The sequence below is a fragment of the Jutongia sp. genome, assembly GCF_057878315.1.
Genome location: NZ_DBLXSO010000005.1, coordinates 1 through 24,334 on the forward strand (window position 1 = coordinate 1; position 24,334 = coordinate 24,334).

The 24,334-nt window shown below is 46.1% G+C and carries 23 protein-coding genes; 3 read left to right on the forward strand and 20 right to left on the reverse strand.

Annotated features, from left to right (window positions below):
* Positions 1–779: GIY-YIG nuclease family protein (locus tag ACZLMD_RS01810; protein WP_489495022.1), on the forward strand; the 779-nt coding region annotated here is incomplete at its 5' end.
* Between the two features lie 174 nt (positions 780–953).
* Here the strand turns inward: ACZLMD_RS01810 and guaA are convergent.
* The 8 genes from guaA to ACZLMD_RS01850 all read right to left on the reverse strand — a co-directional run bounded on the left by guaA (position 954) and on the right by ACZLMD_RS01850 (position 10,894).
* The gene (gene guaA / locus ACZLMD_RS01815; RefSeq protein WP_118559612.1) at positions 954–2,528 is read right to left on the reverse strand and encodes a glutamine-hydrolyzing GMP synthase; all 1,575 of its coding nucleotides are present in this window, start codon (positions 2,526–2,528) and stop codon (positions 954–956) included.
* Between the two features lie 299 nt (positions 2,529–2,827).
* A complete protein-coding gene (locus tag ACZLMD_RS01820; protein WP_489495023.1) occupies positions 2,828–3,694 on the reverse strand; it encodes an HD domain-containing protein in 867 nt (288 codons plus the stop codon).
* A gap of 248 nt (positions 3,695–3,942) precedes the next feature.
* Positions 3,943–4,626, reverse strand: a complete 684-nt coding sequence (locus ACZLMD_RS01825; RefSeq protein ID WP_482521806.1) for a TIGR00266 family protein — start codon at positions 4,624–4,626, stop codon at positions 3,943–3,945.
* A gap of 320 nt (positions 4,627–4,946) precedes the next feature.
* Positions 4,947–5,744 carry a peptidoglycan DD-metalloendopeptidase family protein gene (locus ACZLMD_RS01830; protein WP_489495024.1) on the reverse strand — a complete coding sequence of 266 codons (798 nt, stop codon included), beginning with the start codon at positions 5,742–5,744 and terminating at the stop codon, positions 4,947–4,949.
* Between the two features lie 193 nt (positions 5,745–5,937).
* Positions 5,938–6,648 carry an RDD family protein gene (locus tag ACZLMD_RS01835; RefSeq protein ID WP_243100545.1) on the reverse strand — a complete coding sequence of 237 codons (711 nt, stop codon included), beginning with the start codon at positions 6,646–6,648 and terminating at the stop codon, positions 5,938–5,940.
* Complete coding sequence (gene sppA / locus ACZLMD_RS01840) at positions 6,638–7,669, reverse strand: signal peptide peptidase SppA (RefSeq protein ID WP_489495025.1); 1,032 nt, start codon at positions 7,667–7,669, stop codon at positions 6,638–6,640. The genes ACZLMD_RS01835 and sppA overlap by 11 nt, the downstream gene beginning before the upstream one ends.
* Before the next feature lie 20 nt (positions 7,670–7,689).
* A complete protein-coding gene (locus ACZLMD_RS01845) occupies positions 7,690–8,334 on the reverse strand; it encodes a hypothetical protein (protein WP_022305562.1) in 645 nt (214 codons plus the stop codon).
* Positions 8,335–8,428: 94 nt separating this feature from the next.
* Positions 8,429–10,894, reverse strand: a complete 2,466-nt coding sequence (locus tag ACZLMD_RS01850; RefSeq protein WP_455058338.1) for a glycogen/starch/alpha-glucan phosphorylase — start codon at positions 10,892–10,894, stop codon at positions 8,429–8,431.
* Between the two features lie 244 nt (positions 10,895–11,138).
* Here ACZLMD_RS01850 and ACZLMD_RS01855 point away from each other — a divergent pair, with 244 nt between their 5' ends.
* Entirely contained in the window at positions 11,139–11,597 is a 459-nt protein-coding gene (locus tag ACZLMD_RS01855) for a protease complex subunit PrcB family protein (protein WP_022305564.1), read from the forward strand.
* A 110-nt stretch (positions 11,598–11,707) separates the two neighbouring features.
* The gene (locus tag ACZLMD_RS01860; protein ID WP_489495026.1) at positions 11,708–14,008 is read left to right on the forward strand and encodes a glycoside hydrolase family 31 protein; all 2,301 of its coding nucleotides are present in this window, start codon (positions 11,708–11,710) and stop codon (positions 14,006–14,008) included.
* Positions 14,009–14,017: 9 nt separating this feature from the next.
* On the opposite strand, the gene ACZLMD_RS01865 is transcribed toward ACZLMD_RS01860, so the two are convergent.
* From ACZLMD_RS01865 to ACZLMD_RS01920, 12 genes are all read right to left on the reverse strand, one after another.
* Positions 14,018–15,121 (reverse strand): DUF6382 domain-containing protein, encoded by a 1,104-nt coding sequence (locus ACZLMD_RS01865; RefSeq protein ID WP_489495027.1) that lies wholly within the window; start codon positions 15,119–15,121, stop codon positions 14,018–14,020.
* Entirely contained in the window at positions 15,099–15,545 is a 447-nt protein-coding gene (locus tag ACZLMD_RS01870; protein ID WP_489495028.1) for a hypothetical protein, read from the reverse strand. The genes ACZLMD_RS01865 and ACZLMD_RS01870 overlap by 23 nt, the downstream gene beginning before the upstream one ends.
* Before the next feature lie 47 nt (positions 15,546–15,592).
* Positions 15,593–16,045: an A24 family peptidase gene (locus ACZLMD_RS01875; protein WP_022305568.1), complete on the reverse strand. Its 453-nt coding sequence runs from the start codon at positions 16,043–16,045 to the stop codon at positions 15,593–15,595.
* The gene (locus ACZLMD_RS01880; RefSeq protein WP_022305569.1) at positions 16,042–16,764 is read right to left on the reverse strand and encodes a hypothetical protein; all 723 of its coding nucleotides are present in this window, start codon (positions 16,762–16,764) and stop codon (positions 16,042–16,044) included. Before ACZLMD_RS01880 ends, ACZLMD_RS01875 begins: the two co-directional genes overlap by 4 nt.
* Positions 16,765–17,084: 320 nt before the next feature.
* The gene (locus ACZLMD_RS01885) at positions 17,085–18,713 is read right to left on the reverse strand and encodes a DUF5702 domain-containing protein (protein ID WP_489495029.1); all 1,629 of its coding nucleotides are present in this window, start codon (positions 18,711–18,713) and stop codon (positions 17,085–17,087) included.
* 10 nt (positions 18,714–18,723) lie between these two features.
* Positions 18,724–18,909 (reverse strand): Flp1 family type IVb pilin, encoded by a 186-nt coding sequence (locus ACZLMD_RS01890; protein WP_489495030.1) that lies wholly within the window; start codon positions 18,907–18,909, stop codon positions 18,724–18,726.
* Positions 18,910–18,939: 30 nt separating this feature from the next.
* Positions 18,940–20,301: a hypothetical protein gene (locus ACZLMD_RS01895; protein WP_489495031.1), complete on the reverse strand. Its 1,362-nt coding sequence runs from the start codon at positions 20,299–20,301 to the stop codon at positions 18,940–18,942.
* Between the two features lie 64 nt (positions 20,302–20,365).
* The gene (locus ACZLMD_RS01900) at positions 20,366–21,082 is read right to left on the reverse strand and encodes a type II secretion system F family protein (RefSeq protein WP_489495033.1); all 717 of its coding nucleotides are present in this window, start codon (positions 21,080–21,082) and stop codon (positions 20,366–20,368) included.
* Positions 21,075–22,316, reverse strand: coding sequence for a TadA family conjugal transfer-associated ATPase (locus ACZLMD_RS01905; protein WP_455058343.1), 1,242 nt, complete (start codon positions 22,314–22,316; stop codon positions 21,075–21,077). Before ACZLMD_RS01905 ends, ACZLMD_RS01900 begins: the two co-directional genes overlap by 8 nt.
* Before the next feature lie 70 nt (positions 22,317–22,386).
* A complete protein-coding gene (locus ACZLMD_RS01910; protein ID WP_484107358.1) occupies positions 22,387–23,292 on the reverse strand; it encodes a hypothetical protein in 906 nt (301 codons plus the stop codon).
* Positions 23,289–23,867, reverse strand: a complete 579-nt coding sequence (locus ACZLMD_RS01915) for an A24 family peptidase (protein WP_489495034.1) — start codon at positions 23,865–23,867, stop codon at positions 23,289–23,291. The genes ACZLMD_RS01910 and ACZLMD_RS01915 overlap by 4 nt, the downstream gene beginning before the upstream one ends.
* A gap of 24 nt (positions 23,868–23,891) precedes the next feature.
* Positions 23,892–24,191 carry a pro-sigmaK processing inhibitor BofA family protein gene (locus tag ACZLMD_RS01920; protein ID WP_489495035.1) on the reverse strand — a complete coding sequence of 100 codons (300 nt, stop codon included), beginning with the start codon at positions 24,189–24,191 and terminating at the stop codon, positions 23,892–23,894.
* Between the last annotated feature and the right edge of the window lie 143 nt (positions 24,192–24,334).

Consider the following 24,334-nt stretch of genomic DNA (forward strand, 5'->3'; position numbering starts at 1 on the left):
GTGAACTTTCTAACTGGAATGGTCGTATATATAAAATTTCTCGAAACGAGCTTTCCGAATTTGCAAAACGTAAGGATTCGGAAAACACTGGCGTGTACTTTTTATTTGGTAAAGATGAAAGTAATTTTGACACGGTCTATGTTGGCGAAGCCGAAAAAATGTTTACACGTCTCAAACAACATCTCAAAGAAGATTACTGGAACGATTGTATCGCAGTAATAAGCAAAGACAACCTTCTAAATAAAGCACATGTAAAATATCTTGAAAACAAATTTTACAATATTGCCCTAGCTACCGGTCGAGCCAATGTGTTAAACAGTACAATTCCTACATGTTCATCCATTTCAGAATACGATGAAGCCATGCTTTCCGAATTTATTAGTAATACAAAATTACTAGTAAACACTTTAGGATATAAAACATTTGATTCCATCGAAGATTCCTCTATCAAAGCTGGACCTAAACAATTACTCTTTTATATTGACGGAGCAAGAGGTGCTAGTTCCAAAGGTGTTATTGTTCCCGATGGTTTTGCCGTTTTTAAAGATTCCAAAATTGCTTCCAGTACCGTACCCAGTATGTCTGCACCTCTAATCAAATTACGTACTTCTCTTATTGAAAAAGGAGTCATTGATTCAAACTTTTGTTTTACAAAAGATTATATATTTACCAGTCCTTCATTGGCTGCTGCTATTGTTATGGGCAGAAACGCAAACGGAAGAACCGAATGGAAAACGGAAGACCATAAATCTATCAAAGATATTGAAGAAAAACTTTAAAACAAAAAAACCTTACCGACTTCAGTCCTCACAACTGAAAATCAGTAAGGTTTTTATATGCAATAAAATAATTTACTCAATGAATAACGGAAAAAATGTTGCCAAATCGTTGCCACATTCTAAACAAATTTGTTTGGAACAGGCATAAATTATAGCTTTATTTTCCCATACACATTATTCAAACTCTATCGTCCCCGGCGGCTTGCTGGTCAGATCATAGAATACTCGATTGACCCCCTTCACCTCGTTGATGATCCTGCTCATCACCTTCTGCAGCACCTCAAACGGGATCTGCGCCGCCTCAGCGGTCATGAAATCGATCGTGTTCACGGCACGCAGTGCCACGGCATAATCGTAAGTACGTTCATCGCCCATAACGCCCACGGAGCGCATGTTTGTGAGTGCAGCGAAATACTGGTTCGGCATCCATGCCGGTGCTTCGCCGTTCTGCTGCTCGTACTCTTTCGCAGCCTTGTCCACTTCCTCGCGGTAAATCGCATCGGAATCCTGAACGATCTTGACTTTCTCGCCGGTTACTTCGCCGATGATTCGAATGCCAAGTCCCGGACCAGGGAATGGCTGACGGAAAACAAGCTTCTCCGGAATACCCATTTCGAGACCAGCCTTACGAACCTCGTCCTTGAAGAGGTTGCGAAGCGGCTCAATAATCTCTTTGAAATCTACATAGTCTGGCAGTCCTCCAACATTGTGGTGGGATTTGATGACTGCTGACTCACCGCCGAGACCACTCTCAACAACATCCGGATAAATGGTTCCCTGAACAAGGAAGTCAACGGCACCAATCTTTTTCGCCTCTTCCTCGAATACGCGGATGAACTCTTCGCCGATGATCTTTCGCTTTGCCTCCGGCTCGGTAACACCGGCAAGCTTCTTATAGTAACGCTCCTGCGCATTGACGCGGATGAAGTTCAGCTCGTATGGACCGTTCGGTCCGAATACTTCCTCGACCTCGTCGCCCTCGTCCTTTCTTAGCAGACCGTGATCAACAAATACACATGTGAGCTGGCTGCCGATTGCCTTGGAAAGCATAACGGCTGCAACAGAAGAGTCGACACCGCCGGAAAGAGCGCAAAGCACTTTTCCATCGCCAACCTTCTCGCGGATCTCCTGAATTGAATGCTCTACGAAGGAGTCCATTCTCCATGTGCCGGCACAGCCACAGATGTTGCGCACGAAGTTGTGAAGCATTTTGGTACCTTCCTTTGTATGAAGTACCTCCGGATGGAACTGGATTGCGAAAAGCTTCTGATCCAGATTCTGTGCTGCCGCTACCGGACAATCTGCTGTTGTCGCAATGACCTCAAATCCCGGTGCTGTCTGTGAAATATAATCAAAATGACTCATCCAGCAGATGGTGTTCTTACTAACATCCTGAAAAATCGGAGAGTCCTGATTTACGGACACCTCTGTTTTACCATATTCGCGGACAGGTGCTTTCTCAACTTTTCCGCCGAGCACATGCATCATTAACTGTGCACCATAGCAAAGTCCTAAAACCGGTACACCAATTTCAAATAATTCTTTCTGATAAGTTGGAGAATCTGCTTCGTAGCAGCTGTTCGGTCCTCCTGTCAGAATGATTCCTTTCGGATTCATTGCCTTGATCTGCTCTAAATCCGTTTTATAGGAATAGATTTCGCAATAAACGTTGCACTCGCGCACACGTCTTGCCACCAGTTGGTTATATTGACCACCGAAGTCAATAACAATAACCTTTTCCTGATTCATCTGTGTCTTCCTCTCTTTCTGTGCAATAATCAGCATGCCCCCTGACACAACAAATTAGATTCTTCATTTATTGTTGTTTACGAATCATTCGTCGTACCGGCATGCACCCTTCTTTCATTATAAATTACTGCCCCAATAATAACAAGGGCATTTTACACTTTCCCTTCCTGCTCTGAAGTCAAATCCCCTGCGGATGCGCTCGGATGGAACAAATTTATTTTTCTATCCTCTCTTTGTCTTCGCGTGAATAAAATTGTAACTTCTATTTTTCTTTGCGCCTGTAAAATGACGCTTTCGATCTACGATCTTTCTTCCAGATAACCGTTCAGATCCTTCCGCAAATCCTCGAACATCTCCGCTGTGTCCGGATTTTCGGACTGAAATGACATCATTTGGTTTAAATATCCCTGCTCTTTTGCAATCCGCAGGCTTTCCGGATAAACGAGTTCAAATGTCAGTGACCCGTGCGCTACGATGTAATCTGCGGGACATTTTTTCAGCTTGCGAAGCACGGCATGATGCTCGTAAAATGCCTGCATAACTTCCGGCGTGATTGCCGAACGGAGAATGTCTTTGGTCTGAAAGCCATACACTTCCTCCATTGGCGTATCGCAGATCACCCGGAAAATGTCGACCTTGTCCGCATCCCGCAGAATTTGGCAAAACATCCGTGTCCGTTCATCCAGTCCCTTCTGAATCCGGTACGCACTGTGTTCCCCAATGGCTATGCGAAGCGTCTGCAATATATCGGATAACGGCATGTCCTCACTCTGGGCAGTGGGGGACTCATTCGCTCCCCCCATCGACCACCACGTCCTCGCGCCAGCAACTAATTCTGTCGTCGATATCTCCGGCACATAATCCGCGATCAATCCCTCGTCATAAAGCAGCTCCACCGCAAACCTTGCATGATCAATGGACTGCGCATCCGAAAATGTATTGTACCGGCGCAGCTGCTCGAATCTTCCGACGTCATGCAGCATCCCGCTAAGCCACGCAAGGTCAACCTCTGCCGCCGAAAGCTCCAGAGACTGCGCAATCTGCTCACACAGATTGGCAACGCGGTAGGTATGATCAATCTTTAATTTGATTTTCGGATTTGTACTGTCATAACGGTCGGTATATTCCTGAAAGGTCTTTTTTATATGTTCACGGTTTATTTTCATTGTCATCCTCTTTTCTCTTGTTGTATTACCAAAAGGAAAAGACACAGCAAAAATAACAAAACTATCTTTGCTGTGTCAAGCTATTCCAATTCATTCTGCTGATCCGGCTATGCCTGCGCTTTCATCTGTGCGTTCAAAGTTGCAGACCGGCTTATCTATTTCGAAATGTCCGCTCTCATGAGAACAGATCAAAAATATCCATAGAGTCCGCCACGCCATCTACGACATTACCGATCACACTGCCACGATCAGCCTTTACTGGGAATCATTTTGGCGATTCGTCCGGCAAATTCGGCAAAGTTCTGCGTCTGCAGAATGACGCGTCCCGGACCGGTAAGCTTGGTAAGGAATAAGCCCTCACCGCCAAGGAAGATATTCTTCAGCCCCTTGACCATCTCGACCTCGTATGCCATTCCCTTCTGAAATGCAACGACATTTCCGGTATCAACCTTGAGAACCTCGCCCGGTGCCAGATCCTTGATGACCTTATCGCCATCGATCTCCAGAAATGCCATTCCCTCTCCACTGATCTCCTCGAGAATAAATCCCTCACCGCCGAAAAGACCGGAAGAAAACTTCTTGGTCAGTGTAACGTTTAAGTTGACTGTTGGCTCTGCGCAGAGAAATGCTCCCTTCTGGCAGATCATTCCACCGGACTCACCGACATTGAGCGGCATAACCTCACCTGCCACCGTAGAGGCAAATGCAATCGTTGCTCCCGGCTTGCTTGCGGTATAGTTTGCCATGAAGAGTGATTCCCCCGCAAACATTCTGCCAACGCCTTTAAACAGACCGCCTCTGGTATTGGTATCCATCTTGACACCATCTGACATCCATGCCATTCCTCCGGACTGTGTATACATGGATTCTCCCGGCTGATCAAATAAAATTTCCACCGCCGGCATGGTATTTCCTACGATTTTGTACTGCATTTTCCTACCTTTCCCTATACAACAATTGTTGTATTAGTACATGTGTCTCTAAACATACTTATGCGTTATCATGTTACGTATGCCTATAGTGTACCATAAAGGTGTCTGCTTGACCATCCCGGATTCTGTATAATTCAGAAATATTCCAGGTATTACTCCGCAGTACAAAATGAACGTGTTCTTTATTTTCAAATAAGGTGTTGGTACCGCAATGCTTGTTAAAATCCGGCTTATATTGTTCTCTAATTTAACTGTATGCACGGATACACTGCCTTATTGTTCTAATTCACCAGTATGCACGGATGCACTTTCTTATTGTTCTAATTCAACAGCAGAAGCGGATCCACCGCCTTGTCATTTTCTTTTACCTGGAAGAAAAGATTGCTTCCTTCCTCGCTGAAATATTTGGTCGGTGCTGCAACATTTCCCAGAAGCTGACCTTCCTTGATCTCATCTCCCTTTTTCACCTTGATGTTTTTCAACTGACCGTAGGTGATCTTATAATTGCTTCCGATATCTGTCGTAACCATTGTGCCGGTGACGTCATCCTTGCTGATCTCCGTCACGGTTCCTGCCGCTGACGCTATAACCTTAGTTCCTTCATCTGCGGATATCTCGATTGCCGGGTTGCTTTTATACTGTGCCAGCGTCTTAAAATAAATATTGTTGCTTTGGCTGAATTTCATCAATACATCGCCCTTGACCGGCCAGCTTAATCCCTTTTCCTCATTAAAGGTTCGCTGTGACGCTGACATCATGGTCGCTTTGGATGATTTTCTGGCTGTGGTCTGCTTTTTGTTCGCTTTCACTTCCACATTCTTTTTGTTTTTGGCGGTTGTTGGCTTTGCTGCATTCATCGTGGTGCTTGCCTGCTTGCTGTCATTCCCTGTGATGTCCTGTGCATCCGCTTCCCACTTTTTGTTGATCGCCGCCTCCCCGGCTGTTGTTGCCACCGGCTGCTCTGCGAGCTTGCTGTTCCCGGCATTTCCGGTTTTCTGTGTCTGAAAATATGCTGTTCCCAGCACAGCAGCGCATGCAAGTACAGCGCACGCTGCTACATAAAAGCTTTTCTTTGACTGCGAGTTCTGATTTTTAAAATCATTGCGTGTGTATTTCATCCTGTCCCTCCATTCTGAGACGCTGCCGCCTCTTTTCATAAAAACCTTATTCTTTTCCCAGCCCATAAGCTTCGGGCTGCAGGTACAAAGGCGCACCTATAAAAGAAAGAAAAGCATCTCAAATCTATCGAGATGCTTTCCGATATCTTCTGTTTTTATTTTTGACAGGCATTTTTGAATTTATTCAATGACTTTAAAAATCTGTCGGATCGTTTTCCTGCTGAACCGCTGTCTCCTGTGACACCGCCGTCGACATATCCGCTTTGCTCTGCGGTGGCATGCTGTCTGCCTCCTGTGCCATCGGTGGATTCGCATTACTCTGTGGTGACATGCTGTTGCTGTCTGCATTCTGCGGTGTCTGTGAATTCGCATTACCCTGCGGTGGCACAGTATATCCCGGCTGTGGCACCATATTGCGATAATTCATCTGTGTATGCACATACACTTTCTTTTCATGGTAATAGATCACACTGGTATCTGCCAGCAGATCGTGAATCCCACGGTGCTCCTTCTGCGCAAGAATCAGCAGATAGCCGAGATTCATAATAACCCCTGACAGAAAGCGACCGATGCTCTCACGGTACAGCACCTCAAAAAACGTCATTTTGCGATCCTCTGTGCTGACCACACGAAGCTGGAATAGCTTTTTGCCAAGCGTTGCGCCTGTGTAATAGGTCATCAGCACGAAGTAGAGTACCGTCAGCAGATAGCAGACGATATCCACGATCGAATACTGAAAAATAAAATTCCGTACCAGCACATTATCCGGATTATTCAGCGATACAAACCACATGGGTACCCGAATCACGGCTAATGCAACACTGACGATGATCATGTCTATCAGGAATGCCGTCAGACGTACGAAAAATCCGGCATATACCTGATCCTTCGTATTAGTCTGCATAATACATCAACACTCCTTTTCCCTTATTTTCAACAATGTCGACTGCCAGCTCACTGTCAGACTTTGGCATTATCTTCTGTACAGATCCCATCAGACCGGAAAGAAAATCAGAGCCGGAACTCTTGGCAACATCATAAACAACGTCCTTGCCGAGCTTATTTTCCTTCCGGATCAGTGCCTTCAGCTCATCCTCGGAACCGATCTCGTCCACAAGACCTTTCTCCTTCGCCTGCTTTGCCGAATAAATACGACCATCGGCAATCTTCTTGACCGTATTGATATCCAGTCCACGTCCTTCGCTGACAATTCCGGCAAACTGATCATACGCCTCGTCAACAAGGCTCTGCAGAATATCGCGCTGCTCATCGGTCAGATCAAGTCCGCCGGAACCCATAGACTTATTCTTACCACTTGTAATATCAATTTCCTTGATGCCAAGCTTATCGTAGAGCTTCTTGTAATTGGTCAGGGATACGATCACACCGATGGAGCCGGTCCATGTATTACGGTTGGTATAGATCTTATCCGCTGCCATGGAGATATAGTATGCACCGGAGCAAGCCTGCGATCCAAAGTATGCGTATACCGGTCGCTTTGTTTTCTCCTTGTACTCCATCAGCTTCAGATAAAGCTCATCGCTCTCGTACACTGTTCCACCCGGGCTGTTCACATATAAAAGGATCGCTTTATTGTTCTTTGATTTTTCAAGCTGATCAACATAGTTCATATAAAGATCATGGTTATACTGTCCATCATCCGATCCGGTCAGGCTGACATTTCTGGAAGAGCTTGCCTGTATAGTACCTACAATATTAAGAACTCCAACAAAATCGTCTGTCGGAAGGGTAATCTCTTCCTCTGACTTTCCCCAGATACTGCTCAGCACATCCGTAGTATTTTTCTTGTCTTCGGTTGCTGCAGTCAGCTTTGACTGAACCACATTAGAGAGAATCCCCGTTGCACATACCGCAATAAATACGGCACCTGCCACAACGATTCCGATTAACTGTTTCTTCTTCATAATGCCTCCTACATGTTTCGTCAGATCTTAGAATATCCAAAACTATTTACGATCGCATCAAGCTTCTGTTTCTGATCACAGAACGGACAGGAACCCGGACGGTATGTCGCATAGTCTGGGATATCACTGGTGGTAAAGATGGAATCCACATCCACGCCTCCCACATTATCTACAGCAGAGAACAATGCGGATACACCCTCTACGATACCGCCATAGTAGCTGATACCATCAATACTCTGCTGAATCGTCTTACCCGTGGTTGCACTTGCAATCAATACCACAACATGCTTATGTAATACCATCGGCTCTACATTCTCACGGAAAATGATCTGACCACTGGAGTTGATCTCCGGCGTAATTACATTGACACACTCATGCGAATTGAGTGACATGATTCCCGCTGCTGTAAGCTCCTCCGCAAGATAAGCTCCGATGACTTCGCACCCATCCATACAAACAATCGCATCAACCGCAGTCGTGTGACGATATTTCTTAACCATTTCCTTTGCCACAAGCTGTGCCTCGGTATGACGGTATTTGATCGGCGTCATATCCAGATAATAATTGATGTGCGAATGATTTGTTGCAAAATGTCCCGGGATCGCCTTTAACTCGATCTTACGATTGCACTTTGCAGGAATCTTAATAATGTTGTCCATACTCATTGTGTCCACCTTCCCTTCTTTTCATAACTGCCCTATGCAAACACAATGCATAGGGCAGCGATACAATGTTTCATAAACTGAAACGGTTATTTAATTATTCGTTATCCTCAGGTACTTCTACTTTTACCTTCTCAAGATGCCAGATTTCCTTTGCATACTCCTCAATGGTACGATCCGATGTGAACTTACCACTCTTAGATACGTTCAGAAGTGCTGATCTGGCCCAGCCTTCCTCATCGCGATATGCTTCCTCTACTCTCTTCTGTGCATCTGCGTAAGAACGGAAATCCTTGAGGATAAAGTACATATCTGGACGTCCTCCGTTGCCATCAAGCAGGGAGTTGTAGATATCACGGAACTCATCAAGATTGCCTGATGCATAAGTACCGTCAACAAGCTGTGTCATTACGGCACGGATATCAGAATCGATGTTGTAGATATCGCGTGGATTGTACTGACCATTCTGCTCATATGCGATAACCTCATCGGAAGAAAGACCGAAGATAAATGCATTCTCCTCGCCAACCTCGTCAACAATCTCTACATTGGCTCCGTCCATTGTTCCCAGTGTCAGCGCACCATTAAGCATGAACTTCATGTTACCGGTACCGGACGCTTCCTTGCTGGCAGTAGAGATCTGCTCAGATACATCAGCAGCCGCAAAGATGATCTCTGCATTGGATACACGATAGTTCTCAATAAATACAACCTTGATCTTATCCTTAATGTCTTTATCGTTGTTGATCACATCACCAACACTGTTGATCAGCTTAATGATTGATTTTGCTCTGTGATAACCGGCAGATGCCTTAGCTCCGAAGATGAAAGTACGTGGATAGAAGTCCATATCCGGATTCTTCTTCAGCTCGTTATACAGATACATAATATGAAGAATATTCAAAAGCTGACGCTTATATTCGTGAAGTCTCTTAACCTGTACATCAAAGATGGAACGAGGATTTACCTCTACACCGTTGTGCTCCTTGATGTATTTTGCAAGACGAACCTTGTTCTGATACTTGATGTTCATGAACTCCTTACGGCTCAGCTCATCGTCTGCATAAATACCAAGCTCGTTGATATGTGCCAGATTTGTGATCCAGTCATCACCGATCTTCTTAGTCACCCAATCGGCCAGAAGCGGGTTGCCGTGAAGCAGGAATCGTCTCTGTGTGATGCCGTTTGTCTTGTTGTTGAACTTCTCCGGCATCATCAGATAGAAATCCTTAAGCTCCTGATTCTTGAGAATCTCTGTATGAAGCTTTGCAACACCGTTTACAGAGAAACTTGCTGCAATTGCCAGATGAGCCATCTTAACCTGACCATCATAAATGATAGCCATCTTCTCAACCTTGCTGTTATCTCCCGGATAAGCAGCCTGGATCTGAAGAATGAAACGGCGGTTGATCTCCTCTGTAATCTGATAAATACGAGGAAGCAGTCTTGAGAACAGCTCGAGTGGCCATTTCTCCAGTGCCTCTGACATGATCGTATGGTTTGTATATGCACATGTCTTATTAGTAATGCTCCATGCCTCATCCCACTCAAGACCATAATCATCTACGAGAATACGCATCAACTCAGATACTGTTACGGTTGGATGTGTATCATTTAACTGGAAGCATACCTTCTCGTAAATCTTACGGATATCGTCATGCTTCTCCATGTATTTTGCAACGGCTCTCTGAACACTTGCAGACACGAAGAAATACTGCTGTTTCAGACGAAGCTCTTTACCTGCCATATGGTTATCATTCGGATAAAGCACCTCGCAGATGGTACGTGCCAGATTCTGCTGCTCTACTGCCTTCTGATAATCACCCTTGTCAAAAGAATCCAGATTGAAGGTATCAATTGCCTCCGCATCCCAGATACGAAGTGTATTTACTACATTATTGTTATATCCAACAACCGGCAGATCGTAAGGCACTGCCAGAACTGACTGGTAGTTCTCCTGTACGAACTTGTCTCTGCCAAACTCGTCTTTGCGCATTGCTACATAGCCGCCAAATTTAACCTCGACAGCGTACTCAGGACGCTTGATCTCGAATGGATTGCCATTCTTAAGCCAGTCATCCGGCTTCTCAATCTGATAACCATTCTCAATAACCTGCTTAAACATACCATATTTATAACGGATACCACATCCATATGCCGGATAGCCCAGCGTAGAAAGAGAATCCAGGAAACATGCTGCAAGACGTCCAAGTCCACCGTTACCAAGTGCGGCATCCGGCTCCTGATCCTCAATGACATCCAGATTCATTCCAAGCTCCTCAACAGCTTCCTTGATTGCCTGATTGCCTTTGAGGTTAATAATAATGTTTCCTAATGCACGTCCTGTCAAAAACTCCATGGACAGATAGTAAACCGTCTTTACATCCTGCTCCTCATAAGTCTTATGAGTTGCCATCCACTGGTCTACCACAATATCCTTTACCGCATAAGAAACTGCCTGAAACTTCTCCTGATCGTTTGCCTCTTTGATGGATTTACGGAACAAGACCTTTGCATAATTCTCAATGTCTTTTTTGAATTCTTCCTTGTTAATTTCGTTCATTCGTAGTATCCTCCCTGAAATTATCTACTTAAAGATTCTATTCATAGTCACCATATCATCATATACTATAAAAGTCAAAAAATCAACGAATGGTATGCAATTTCTTGATAAAATAACCTGATTTATACAACGGTTTCCCACGTTTTTGACATACGTAACATTATTTTGAATAAAATATATCAAAATTGTATTTCGTCCTGTGCATCAGGCATTTTCCTGATCACATCCATACGAGGAGACTCTTATGTTTTCATTTCATATCCCTTTCCGAGCAGCCTTTCGTCACCCATTCCACTGTTTATACCGCATTCCTGCGCTGCTTATCCTGCTTGCACTCTCATTTTCCCTTACCGGCTGTCACAAAAATGAGCTTCCCGCCAAAGAAAAGGAGCTTGACTTTACCGTGGTCGCAGGAACGGATATCCCTGCCGAGCTGCAGGAGCTCATCGATGAACGTCTGAAGGATCCGTTTGAACTGACCTACTCCGACGGCACATGCCTTTATATCGTCAAGGGCTATGGCTGTCAGCAGACAGAAGGCTACAACATTACAGTCAATAACTTCTATCAGTCAGCAGACGGACTCGTTTTTGACACAGAGCTGACCGGCCCCCACAAAAATGAAGAAATCAGCCAGTCCCAGACATATCCTTATATTGTGATCAAAACAGAATTTATTGATGCACCTGTTACCTTTTCATAAAATATTCATACATTTCTAACTTTTACAACATTGAATCCCCTCCCCTTATTTTGTAAAATAAACAAAAGTATTACATTTATTTGCCGAATTACAGAAAAGGAGCTTATACTATGCCAGCATTTCCATGGAAATATCAGTTATCTGATCACTCCTGTGCCATCGAAGCAGGAGATCTCTTAAACAAATATACAAACTGTCCGGGCACACCGCTTCAGATCGAAGCGGTTACCGACAGCACTCTACGCATCCACGCAAGAACACAGAAGTCCTTTGCAGTCGAGACAGCCCCGTCTTCAACCGGTACTCTGCAGCTTGTCGAAGCTGCTTCCGGCGATTCAGCAGAGACGTCTGTTCTTGTTCTTGCCACAGATTCTCTCCGCATCACCATTGATGACGCACTTCATCTGCAGATTTCCTCTTCCGATGGTACTGTTCTTTGTTCCGATTATACCGGACCTTTACAAGAAGCAGAATCTCTCACAGAGGAAGAAATTGAGCAGATGCGCCAGGAAGGACATGTTGTTCATGCCGGGGATGACGCCTGCCGTTTCCAGATTACCAAAAAGCTTTTTGGTGATGAAGCTTTCTACGGTCTCGGAGACAAAACCGGTTTTCTCAATAAGATTGGCTATGACTACACCATGTGGAATACAGACAACCCTGATCCACATGTTGAGAATCCAACCTTCAAGGCACTGTACAAGTCCATTCCTTTCTTCATTGCACTGCGAAATGACTGTGTCTACGGTATCTTCTTTGATAACCACTTTAAAACAAACTTCGATATGGGATACAGTTCTACCGACTACTATTCCTTCGGTGCTGCCGACGGCGAACTTGACTACTACTTCTTCTACGGAGACACCATCGCAGATATCATCAGTCAGTACACTGCCCTGACCGGTCGCTGTCCTCTGCCTCAGCTCTGGACCCTTGGCTACCATCAGTCCCGCTGGGGTTACTCCTCACAGCAGGAGGTTCTTGATCTGGCTCAGAATTTCATTGACAATGATCTTCCCTGCGATGTCATCCATATGGATATTGACTACATGGATAACTACAAGGTGTTCACTGTGGACAAGAACCGTTTCCCGGATCTGACAGCCCTCAGTGACATTCTCCACCAGAAAGGTATCCGTCTGGTTACTATTATCGATCCGGGCACCAAAGTTGAGAATGGATACCACATGTATGAGGAAGGTATTAAAAACAACTACTTTGCTCAGACTCCGGACGGAGAAGTCTACGAAAACGTTGTATGGCCGGGAGACTCTGTGTTCCCTGATTACACCTCCTCCATTGTCCGCAACTGGTGGGGAAGTCAGACAAAGTTCCTGTTAGATCAGGGAATCTCCGGTATCTGGAATGATATGAACGAACCTGCCAGCTTCCGTGGACCTTTACCGGATGATGTGGTCTTCCCGGGGGATGACATGCCTCGTCAGCACAAAGAGGTCCACAATGTATTTGGTCATCTTATGGCAAAGGCAACCTACGAGGGTATTAAAAAGAACAGCGGAAAACGTCCTTTTGTCATAACCAGAGCCTGCTATAGCGGCACACAGAAATACTCCACAGCATGGACCGGTGACAACCAGAGTATCTGGGCACACCTTAAACTTTCCATTCCTCAGTTACTTAACCTCGGCATGTCCGGTATGCCTTTCGTCGGAACCGACATCGGCGGATTTGGTTCCAATACAAATCCAGAGCTTCTTAGCCGTTGGATCCAGGCAAGCTGCTTTGCACCACTTTTCCGTAATCACTGTGCTAAATTCTCCCGCTGTCAGGAACCATGGCAGTTCGACAAACAGACGCTTGATATCTATCGCACCTATGTGCGCTTAAGATATCGGTTCATTCCGTATCTGTATGATCTGTTCTACGAGGAGTCCCGCACCGGTATGCCAATCATCCGGCCTCTCGTCATGCATTACCAGAACGACCCTGAGGTACGCGAATGCAATGATGAATATCTGGTCGGCGACCGCATCCTTGTTGCTCCGGTCACGGACCAGGGAGTGCATGTCAAAGCTGTTTATCTTCCGGAGGGAACCTGGATAGACTACTGGACAAAGGAGCGCATCTCAGGTGGCAAATACATCCTCCGCGATGCTCCGATCGATGTTTGTCCGATCTACATCAAAGGCGACAGCATCATCCCTGCATGGCCACAGCTTGATCATATTCCGGATGGCGGTTCCGAAGAACTGATTCTGGAATATTATCCGGCTTCTGCCGATTCTTCAAAATATGTCCACTATCAGGACAATGGTGCTGACTTCGCCTACGAGGCCGGAGAATACAACCTCTATCGGTTCCGGGCGGACAAAGATGGAGAACTCTCTGTCTCCATGGAACACGAGGGATATGAGCACCATTACGAAACATTAAGCGTGGAAGTGTATTAATATATTATCTCATCCGGTACATAGCAGGTATGTGATATCCGCAAATGAAACGATATCACCCTCCCGGCAAAGTACCGGATGTTCTTTTATCAGACGTTTTCGATTCAGAAACACTCCATTCACCGAGGAAAGATCGGTCAGATAAATTCCATCTTCACCAATCTCCAGCCGTGCATGCTGCCAGCTCACCTGGGCTGCCGGTATCACAACGTCACTCTCCAAACCTCTCCCCACTACCAGCATCTCCCGGTCAAGCTCCACTCTTTCCGGCACATAAGAATATTTTGATGTGTTTTTAAGATAATACGGAAACACCTCCTTTCGACTCTTTTTTCTCTTTGGTATCGGTGTTGCTGCGACTTTTCCGGATAACCTCTTCCGTGTATCACTATTCCTCCTTATATCACTTGAAAAGCTATCTCTACCGGCAACCGTTTCTACAACTGTCCGAACTGCCCCATCCGCTTTTGATGGATCTGTTTCTAACGGCGGCAGGTCTTCTTTTCCTCGATGCATTTCCTCACTTTGATACCCCTCCCTTTTTCTTCCACCACGTTCTTTGCCATATTCTTTCAGATAGGCATCCAGTTCCGAAATATAAAACTCCCTCTCTCGGATCCGGTCATACAGACCATATACAAATGTCCTCCCTTCCTTGTCCCGGTGATCGGTCACTGTCAGAAGATATTCGCACAAAGATTGCATCTGTTTTCCCAAAAGCTCCTGTCTTCCCGGAAAATAGCAAAACGAGAATTCCTTCACATCCGGATTCCAGAAAATGTACTCCGGCTGCATCAGAAAGTGATCCGGATTCAAAAAAAACTTTTCACTTTGGTGACAACACTGACAGATATCACTGCACAACTGATATGCCGTCGTATAATTTAGTTTGTTTTTTTCTAATAACCCGGAAAGCGAAATCTTGCCACGAACCAAATAATAATAAATGCACTGATTATCCACATATCGAAGCTGCAATGGCACAATTCCCGCCACCTCATTATGCAGAAGCATCTTAATATCAAGCTGCTCTCCGTAATCCTCCGCTCCCTCTACCACCAGAGATCCACTCTCCTCCCGAAGCTCCCAGCTATCCCGGCTCGTTCCTGCCATACTCCGCTCCCTCCTTTCCTTTGATCCGCAATGCTTTTTCCGGCTGTACTGCAGAAATGCTATGCGTTATATTACTCTGAAAATGATTTCCTAAAAACATCTGCATTACCGGTATGTGCCATACTGCCGATGCCGACAGCCTGCCTTTGATCACCAATGCATTCTGTTTGATATCCAACTGATCCACCGCTGCGATCCAGAGGCATTTCTGTATCTTTTCTTCCCAGTCATCGAGCTCCGCTTTCCGGTCAGCTCCTTCTTCTGCCAGCGGTTGCAAAATCATTTCCTGCAGCATGCCGTCCATCACCATCTGATCATGCAGATAAAACAGTTGAAACATCCACGCATACATAATCCCCAGTACCATAGGAACAATAAATGCAGCCTCCACCGTGTAACTTCCATCCCACATGTAACGATTCATTCCTCTCACTTCCTCCTCATACCGTTAATTAATTTTAATAACAACCGCTACGAAAGCGTCATCTGCTGCCAGAGCATCGTCAAATATCCCAACAGCAAAAATGGCAGAAATGGTATCCTCGTCTTTCTCTTTTTACGCAGGAACGCCACCAGAAAAACTGCCACCGCAAATGCATAAAACAGGCTGTACGCCATGAAACAAATTCCCTGTTCCATGCCTGCTGCCATAACCAACATCCCCATTACGATCCCATCTGCCCTGCCAATCTGTCCCTGTGTCAGCACACTTGCCGTATACAGAATAACCGCTACAAGCACGCCGGGAAGAAACTGTGTCATAATTCTTTCACCCGAAAATTCTCCTGACATCAGTGTCCAGATCAAAATATAAACACCCATTCCCCAGACAAGCGGCATCCAGACCTTTTTCCAAAGGCAGTCCATCACAGCACAAATCCCCATTATAACGATCACTCCCACATTCCATCCAATTTCCGTCACTCTGTTGTTTCCTTTCTATTCCCACATTTGCTGCAAGGCGGCAGACTGCCCGCCTTCGACCGGCGAACTGACCGTACGGTTCTCTTTAATTTGGGGCAATCTTCCCGAATATGATACCGTTCCCCGTATGAAGCATAGTAAACATGCATTCCTGCCGGCTGCGTTTCCGACCGGCAACAGCTCTCACACGGATAATAAATTCCACCTGACTGGTTCCGTTTTCTTTTCAATACGAACACCGTATCCTGCCTGATCCTCGGTCGCAGATAAGTACATTCGCGGTCCATATGGTATACCCGTCCATTCTCTGCGATATAAACAAAATAATCTCCCTCCTCATCCGAAACCATGCTGAGACCGGAATAATCAACCGCTGCCATCTGCTGGTACCGGTGCAGTCCAAACAATCGTGAGCCAAGAAACGGAATTCTCTGATAATAATCGGTACAGACAAACTCTTCTCCTCCCTGCTCCTCCCAACGGATCAGCACCTTCTGATCTGCTATTCCCTGCAGCGCTGATGTCCTGCTCTGTGTCATTCCATATGCCTGAACCGTCTTCAAAAGCGCCATCTGGACATTATTCTGCTTTACCGCACCGGTAAACAGACAACTAAGAGACATCAACACCAGAAATCCAAGCGGCACCACAAAGGCCGCTTCGACCGTATAGGAAGCCTGCTCCCACCGCCTTTTCATCAAACCATTCCGATTGACCATCTAATCCCCCCTACATTTCTGTTACTGACACACTGTTTATACTGCGTCTGTTGTGTAAACCGCTGTCATCCCTCGATTCTGCCGGAAGTTATGTAGAACGCCTTCTCAAAATTATTGAAGAGAATTATACTGAATTTTTAGTTATCAAAAAGGTTTCGTTTATCAAAAAAGTTTTATTGAGAATGAACATTCTATATCTATAATATATTGGTAGGGAAAGCCTCCGATAATTTTCAATGCGTTTCATTCTATAAATTCCGCAAAGGAAGGCGTCCCACATAACCTCCGGCATACTCGACAGACCATTATCTGAAATCACATCAGGTGTATCCATACACAACACAAATTCTTCGCTGAAGCGTTCCATTACGGCTTATCTTTCCCCGTTCTGATACCAGCCCGCCCGCGAGCCCGGAAAGCAGAACCGGAATCGAATAGGTAATCTCTACCCTTGTGCTGCAGATGCATTTGTCGATGGAAAAGGTCTGGTTAAACTGCTCACGCAGATCAAACTGGATCACATCCAAGGTTCTCTGATAAAGATCCTCCCAGGTATTCATCAGAAGCATAAGCCAGAGATACTGCATGTATCCCAGTCCACTTCTCATATCTGTCAACCGCGTCGCACTTTCTGCTTTGGGATAATTCTGTGCTTTCGCACGAAACAGTGCCTTCCCTGCTGTACAGATCTGGGCATACTTCATCTGGAAGCTGCTCTGATTCTTAAGGACAGGAACTCTTCTGCCCAGCAGTAATGCCGTGACATCCACGCAGGCTTCTTCCATGGCAAGCACCAGCAATATGCCGTGCTGAATCACCGGAATAAATGCTTCTGCCATCAGCGTTGCTGCCAAGGCTGTCGCTGTCTCCAGGCTCTGTGAGAGCAGGATCGGATCCTTTTCGACATACAGAAAATTGATCAATGCCCGCATTGTAAACAAACGACTGACAACGGATGCAAAAGCATCCTTCTGACTGCTTTTCCCACTGACTAAATACTCCAGACCATACGGAACCGCCTCTCCCTGATGGGAAATATACGATCCCAGCTTGTCCATCACATACACGATCAATTCACCCTTTTTCTTCTGATCATCCAACATTTCATCGTTCCACATAGAATCCGACTGCGCAAGAAACTTCTTAAGTATACCTGTTCCCGACTTTCCTTTTGTCCATTCCAGCTCCTCATTCTCCACCACAGAAGCCTCCCTTGTCTCAAGCTGACGTTCACAGAGGGCGGTTTCATCGCATACCAGAGACAATACACCATCCCTCATCAGCTCTTTAACAAACTCCAGCGGATTCTCTTTATTCCTATTTCCACCCTTATTTTTCCTTGTATCGGTTCCACCGTCTGCATCAGCACCAGATTTCTCCTCACCCTGATCCGCCTGCTTTATATCCGAAGACTCTTTTGCCTTCTGCAATCGATCATTTTGTTCCATATCATCAAGAAGACCTTCTCTCTGTCCCCGATCCGTTCCACGAACCTGTCCACGCAGCGATTTGGTCATGTCCCGAAGACCTTCTGTAGTGATCCACTGACGTAGCTGCTTTCGAAAATATTTCTCCTCGGTCAGATAATGCACCTCCTCCAGCTGCGTGCTGATCGCACTCATCTGGTAGATGGAAGCATACCTCCCGGGAAGAATGCTCTTTTCCTGTGATACCGGTCGCTCCCGCAGATTGTCTGACAGAATCTCTTCATAACGTTCCAGCCAGTCCCCACATCCTTTTCCGTTGCAGCCGCCATAGCCAAACAGACCATACTCCGTAAAAAGCTCCCGGTTATATTCTCCATACACAGCAACGTCTGCTCCATATGCCGATGTTGTCACATAACCTCCTGACCCAAAATATCTGGCACTATCCAGCGCCGCCCCGGTAAGGGTGAACAACAACAGGAAAATAAATGTCATGAAAACAGTAATACTCCCATCCTCCATACCATTCTCTCTACATAGTGATCTCATCATTAATCGTTCCTGCTCCGTCGTCAATCTGTGAAAATGCATTGCTGATAATGGTTGATATCTTATCCTTGAAAATTACGATCAACGCAATCAAAATTACAAGAATTAACACAATCTCCACTACACCAATTCCATCCTCGTTATCCCAAAACTCTTTCATAAATCCCATATACTCACCTTTCCTTCCTTTCTGTTCCTCTTACATCGACTGAAATGCTGCCGCCATGATCAATGCAAATACGACGACAAGCATCATGATCATTGGCAATAAAAGCTTTGTTCCGGCTTCTTCTCCGAGCTGTCTGGCAAACTCTCTTCTTGCACGCAATGCATCCTCTGCCTCAACCTCCATCCGCCGCAGCAGATCGTCCGAGCCCTTCCTTAAATTCTGCACCAGAAGCGTGCTGAACTTCATATACGAAAGCATGGAGATCCGCCTGCCAAACGCCTGATACGCTGCCGCCTCGTTTTTCCCGTTCTCCATTTCCATCTGGGTCAATATCATCTCTTCATACAGATAATGACCGGAAATCTCACCACACTCTCTGCGTGCCTCGTAATCCTTTGTGATCCGCTGCCATGCCCCTCGTATTGTAAGACCTGCTCCAAGAAGCAGAATAAAACGCTCTATCATCTCGGGATACTCCTGCTGCAGCTGCAGTTCTCTTTTCCTTATCCCCTGCTCTAACTGATAATCGAAAAGAAACGGCAAAATCAGGCTAAATAATATTCCCATCAGCAAAATCCTGCGCCATAACGGATGATTCACCTCGCTGTAATGCATTGTCTGGTTCCCAATACGTCCCGGCAGCGACACACGTTTCTCCTGTGATGAGTTCTCTTTCTCCATCTGCCACTGCTTTTCCCAACTCTCCCAAAATCTCTGTTCTCTGCTTTTGTTTGGGGGACACAGCAGTAAATTAAGCATCATCGGCTCCTTTACATCACAGTAAACCATCTCTGCTGTAAGCGTGACTTCGGTCTCTTCCTTCAGATCGTCTGTATTTAATGTTCCGTCTTTATTGACATATCCGGCTGCATCCAGTTTCCATCGCACCTTGACTGCACTGTCCTGTATTGTGGACACCAACCGAAGTGGTTTTGTTATCTTCTCTGCAGACGGATTCTCTCCCAGATAATGTTTTTTAATATACTCCCTGCCTTCGGCAAGCTTTGCTGCAAGTTCCTCCTTCCGATACTCCCTCTCGGGAATCTCTATCTCTATGGTTTTCCGGTTGCCACCTCCCTGAACGGTGATCTCCGTCTTCCTGCTCCCTCCCCCGGGTTCAAGCCGTTTCAATTCTCCGGTTCCTGTAAGCACCTTTGTTCCCTGTCCCGCAAACGCTGCAATCGCCACAAGTACAATCGTAAAAAGCACAGTCCACAGCCCTGCCTGAAACCTCCGGCAATCATCCCACACCTCAAGCTCCTTTACCGGACTTCCCGGTCGGAGCATCTGCAGATGCTTTCGCCGTCCCTCCGAAAATGGCACATGCAGCCGTAATCTCCAGAACCGATGCAGACAATATGCTAATTTGTCAATCCCTTTGACGCTCTTCATCCTGTCTTCCTCCCTGTAACAGCTCATTTTCCACTTATCCTCTAATGTGTGCATATCCGCAAGCTCAGACAGTGATCCGGCATATTTTTTCACTGAGCAGGTATGCCGCAAGATAGATCAGCAAGAACACACTCATCTCGATCCGTCCCCGGATTCCACCGTAAAAACCATCCAGAAACCCCGGCGAACATATCCAAAAATAAAGGATCATCCCCAAAGGTACGATATTCATAATACATCCCTCCATCTGCTTTCCGGCGATCATCGTGTGAATCTCCCTGCTCACCTCTATCTTCTCCCCGATCCGGTCTGCACTGGCCCTCGTGATCTCAACCAGATTGCCACCCGACCGGCGAGCTGTCCGGAACACCTCCGCAAAGCTTTTGATATCCTGCACACCGCTTCGCGCGGCAAATTCATCCATAACCTGTTCCACCGGCCGATTCAGCTTTAACTGCTCCAGCATCACCTGAAATTCCCAGCTAAGCAAAGATTCTTTGCCATATACAACCAGCAGATCCCGCCGGCTTTCTTCTATTGCATTTTCAATGGAATAGCCTGCATTTAAAGCTGCCGCAAGTCCCTGAAGCCCCTCCTTAAATTCCAGATTAAGCTGCCAGCGGTGCTGCAGCTCCCACTTTCTTTTCAGCCGCCGGTACTGTAAAAAACACAATGGCGTTCCAATCAGCAAAACCCATAACAGACTCCGGTAAAACAGGATCAGTAATACAATCACCTCTCCTCCGGCGCGGATGCAGTCCCAGACCCGTCTATTATTCATCCGCTGTCTCCTTTCCTGCCATGATCAGTTTGTCCCTGTTCGCCAGCCGGTGATCAGTCGCCACCAGATGCCCTTTCACATGCTCCTTACTGCTGCCCTTCGTCTCTTGAAACTTATACAAAGGACGCAATACAATCTCGCCATCCTCAATGCCGCATACCTCATCAATCTCCAAGACCTTTCTTGACTTATCGCGCAGTCTGCCAAGCTGCACCACGATCTCAATCGCCGATGCGATCTGACTACGCACTGCCTGCAACGGAATATCCATTCCTGTAAGCACAAGCGTCTCCAACCGGCGCAGCATATCGACCGGACTGTTCGCATGACCGGTTGATATACTTCCATCATGTCCGGTGTTCATGGCACTGAGCAGTTCAATCACCGCCGCATCCCTGATCTCGCCGATAATAATTCTGTCCGGACGCTGACGAAGTGCTGACCGTACCAGATCCCGCACCGTAATCTCATTCTTCCCCTCCAGGTTGGCATTGCGTGTTTCCAGACGAACCAGATTCGCAATATTCTGAATCTGTAATTCTGCCGAATCTTCAATTGTCACAATACGCTCTGTGGATGGAATATAGTTTGACAATGCATTGAGAAAGGTGGTTTTGCCGGATCCGGTGCCACCACTGATGAAAATGTTGTATCTCGCCTCTACCAGTGTCCGCAAAAACACGGCTGCCTCTTTCGTGATACTTCCAAGCTCCAGAAGCTTGTCCATATCAAACGGATTCTCCGGAAACCGCCGTATTGTCATGACCGGTCCATCCAGCGCAACCGGTGGAAGCACGACATTCACCCTGGAGCCGTCAAGCAGCCGCACATCCACAATCGGTGATGCCTCATTAACCACCCGGTTCACCTTCGACACGATCTGCTGGATCACATCCTCCAGCTTTGCCTGACTCGGAAACTTCTTACCCGAATCCAGCAATCGTCCTCCCTTCTCGATAAAAATGTGATCCGGTCCATTGATCATGATCTCCGTAATATCCTGATCCTCCAAAAGTTCCTGCAGCACATCCAACCTGCGCACAGAATTAAAGATTTTTTTGACAAGCTCCATCTTCTCTTCGATGGTCAGATATTCCATCTGTCCACGTTTCAGGACACGTATCTCAATTTCATCCTGCATCTGTTCATCTGAGAAGCTGACACCCTGCTCCAGTTCCCGTAACAATTCCTCCTGTATCTCCTGCTGAATCTTCTCCAGACGTTTCTCACTCATATGTTCCCTCCCTCACATTGTATAAAATGCTGTAGGTCGCTCCGCTTTCATCTGCTTTTGCCCCCTTGCGTCATACGTACTGTATATTGTCAATTACTTCCTCCAGTCCTTCGCGCACCAGCAATCGTTCCAATGCGGCACGTCTTTGTTCCTCCCAGCGGCTTTGCGCTCTCGGTATATAGATGCGGTCACAGCAGTACAGCAGATACAACGAAGAATCGGTGAGAAATCCCACATCAAACACAACTCTTTCATATCCGGTTTCGTGTGCAAACAGTGATAACAGCCTGTCCACATCCTCCCGGCAAAGCGTATACAAATCTCTGAAATCCTCAACCGCTCCCAGATAATCCATTCCGTCGCACTGCGTGATCATTCTCCGAAGTTTTGCTGCCAGCTTTTCGCTATGCTGCTTCAAATAAAAGATCACCTCCGACATACCACTGTTCTCTGCAGTCCCGGCAGCTTTCATCACCTGTTGTCCTTCCCCAAAAAGCTCCAGATCAACAAGAATACTCTGTCTCCGGTCCTTCACCTCCGGCAGGAGCCGCTGCAATGGAACCGGTGCCCCGTACGGGCGGTAAATCCCTATAAACTCGGTCTGTCCTCCCGTTTTAGTGGCGGTAACAGACGAAGCTCCCTCCCCCTCTTCCAGAATCTGAAAAATTTCCTGCAGGATCTTTTCTGCCGACTGATACTTAAAGATTAATGGACATGTCTCTCCACCCTCTGCCACGCCGTTGCCCTCCGACATGATCACAAGATGTCTCGCCCGGTCAAGGTATTTTACCCCGGTCCGGTCGACATCCTCTCCCAGAAGCAGAACATCCGGCTGCCTGTCCTTCAAAAATTCATTCAAACTCTCGAGCTTTGTAAACAATCGGCTGTCTAACAGAAAATTCTTTCTGCCAAAATAATCCGCCAACGACCTCATATACCCCTGCGTGTCATACAAAGCCACCAGTAATTTATTCAAAAAATCCCCCCTGTTCTCTCAAGGCACACGATATAATACGCCATTGCCGCCAATGGTGCCAACGGAATTACCATCTCATAGCCATCCCTTTTCACATTGTAATATGTCTTCCTCCTGTGTAAGACCGCACAACAAACGAAATACTTCATTCTTTCTAAAAATTGCCGCTTTCCCAGCATATGAAGCAACGACGCCACCGCCGCCAGAACAGCAAACACAATTCCGGTATGTACCCAGAATTTCATTCCATACATTCCTGCAATTACCGATAACAGCTTAATATCCCCCGCTCCCATTCCGCGGATACAAAACATCGGCAGTAACGCAGCTGTCCCTAACAGAACACAGCAGACTCCGGCTCCCACTCCGACAAGTCCCTGTTCATACCAGCGCAGTAATAACGCCACCAGCCATCCTGCCACGATCAGATCGTTCGGAATCCGATACTGTTTCAGATCGCTGACGGAGCTTAACACCAGCAGGATCGTCATAGCAACACAATGGATTCTCCCACCTCCCTTTGCTTGGTGCCGCCCACTATAGCACCCGTCGATCCAGTCTGTCAAACGGAGCAATTCTGTGCATTTCTGCCAAAGTTTTTACCCATGAATTGTAAAAAACAACTGCAAAAGATAGAGACCTGCTACACCACTTATTCCTAAAATCGTGGATACACAGATTGTAATTTCGTTAATTTTGACGACGATATTTCCGCCAAAATAGCTGATCAGACCGTTACACACATAGACACAAACTAAGCAAAACAGGCACCTGATCAGTGCATTCAAAATAATTTTCCCAAGATTTCCCCAGATACAAATGATAAATAAAGTACATAAAATGATAAATGCCGCCATATACACTGCAATTTTCTCCATTTGCAACTTTGTACGTTGCATTTCTTTTCATTCACTCATAATTACTAACAGTATATGCACGTCCATCGGCAGTATTCCCGCAAAAATTTTACCGATAAAATTTCACGTGTGAAATGTATAATTTCCTATTTGCATACCTATACTTTAGATATGAGTCTTGTACA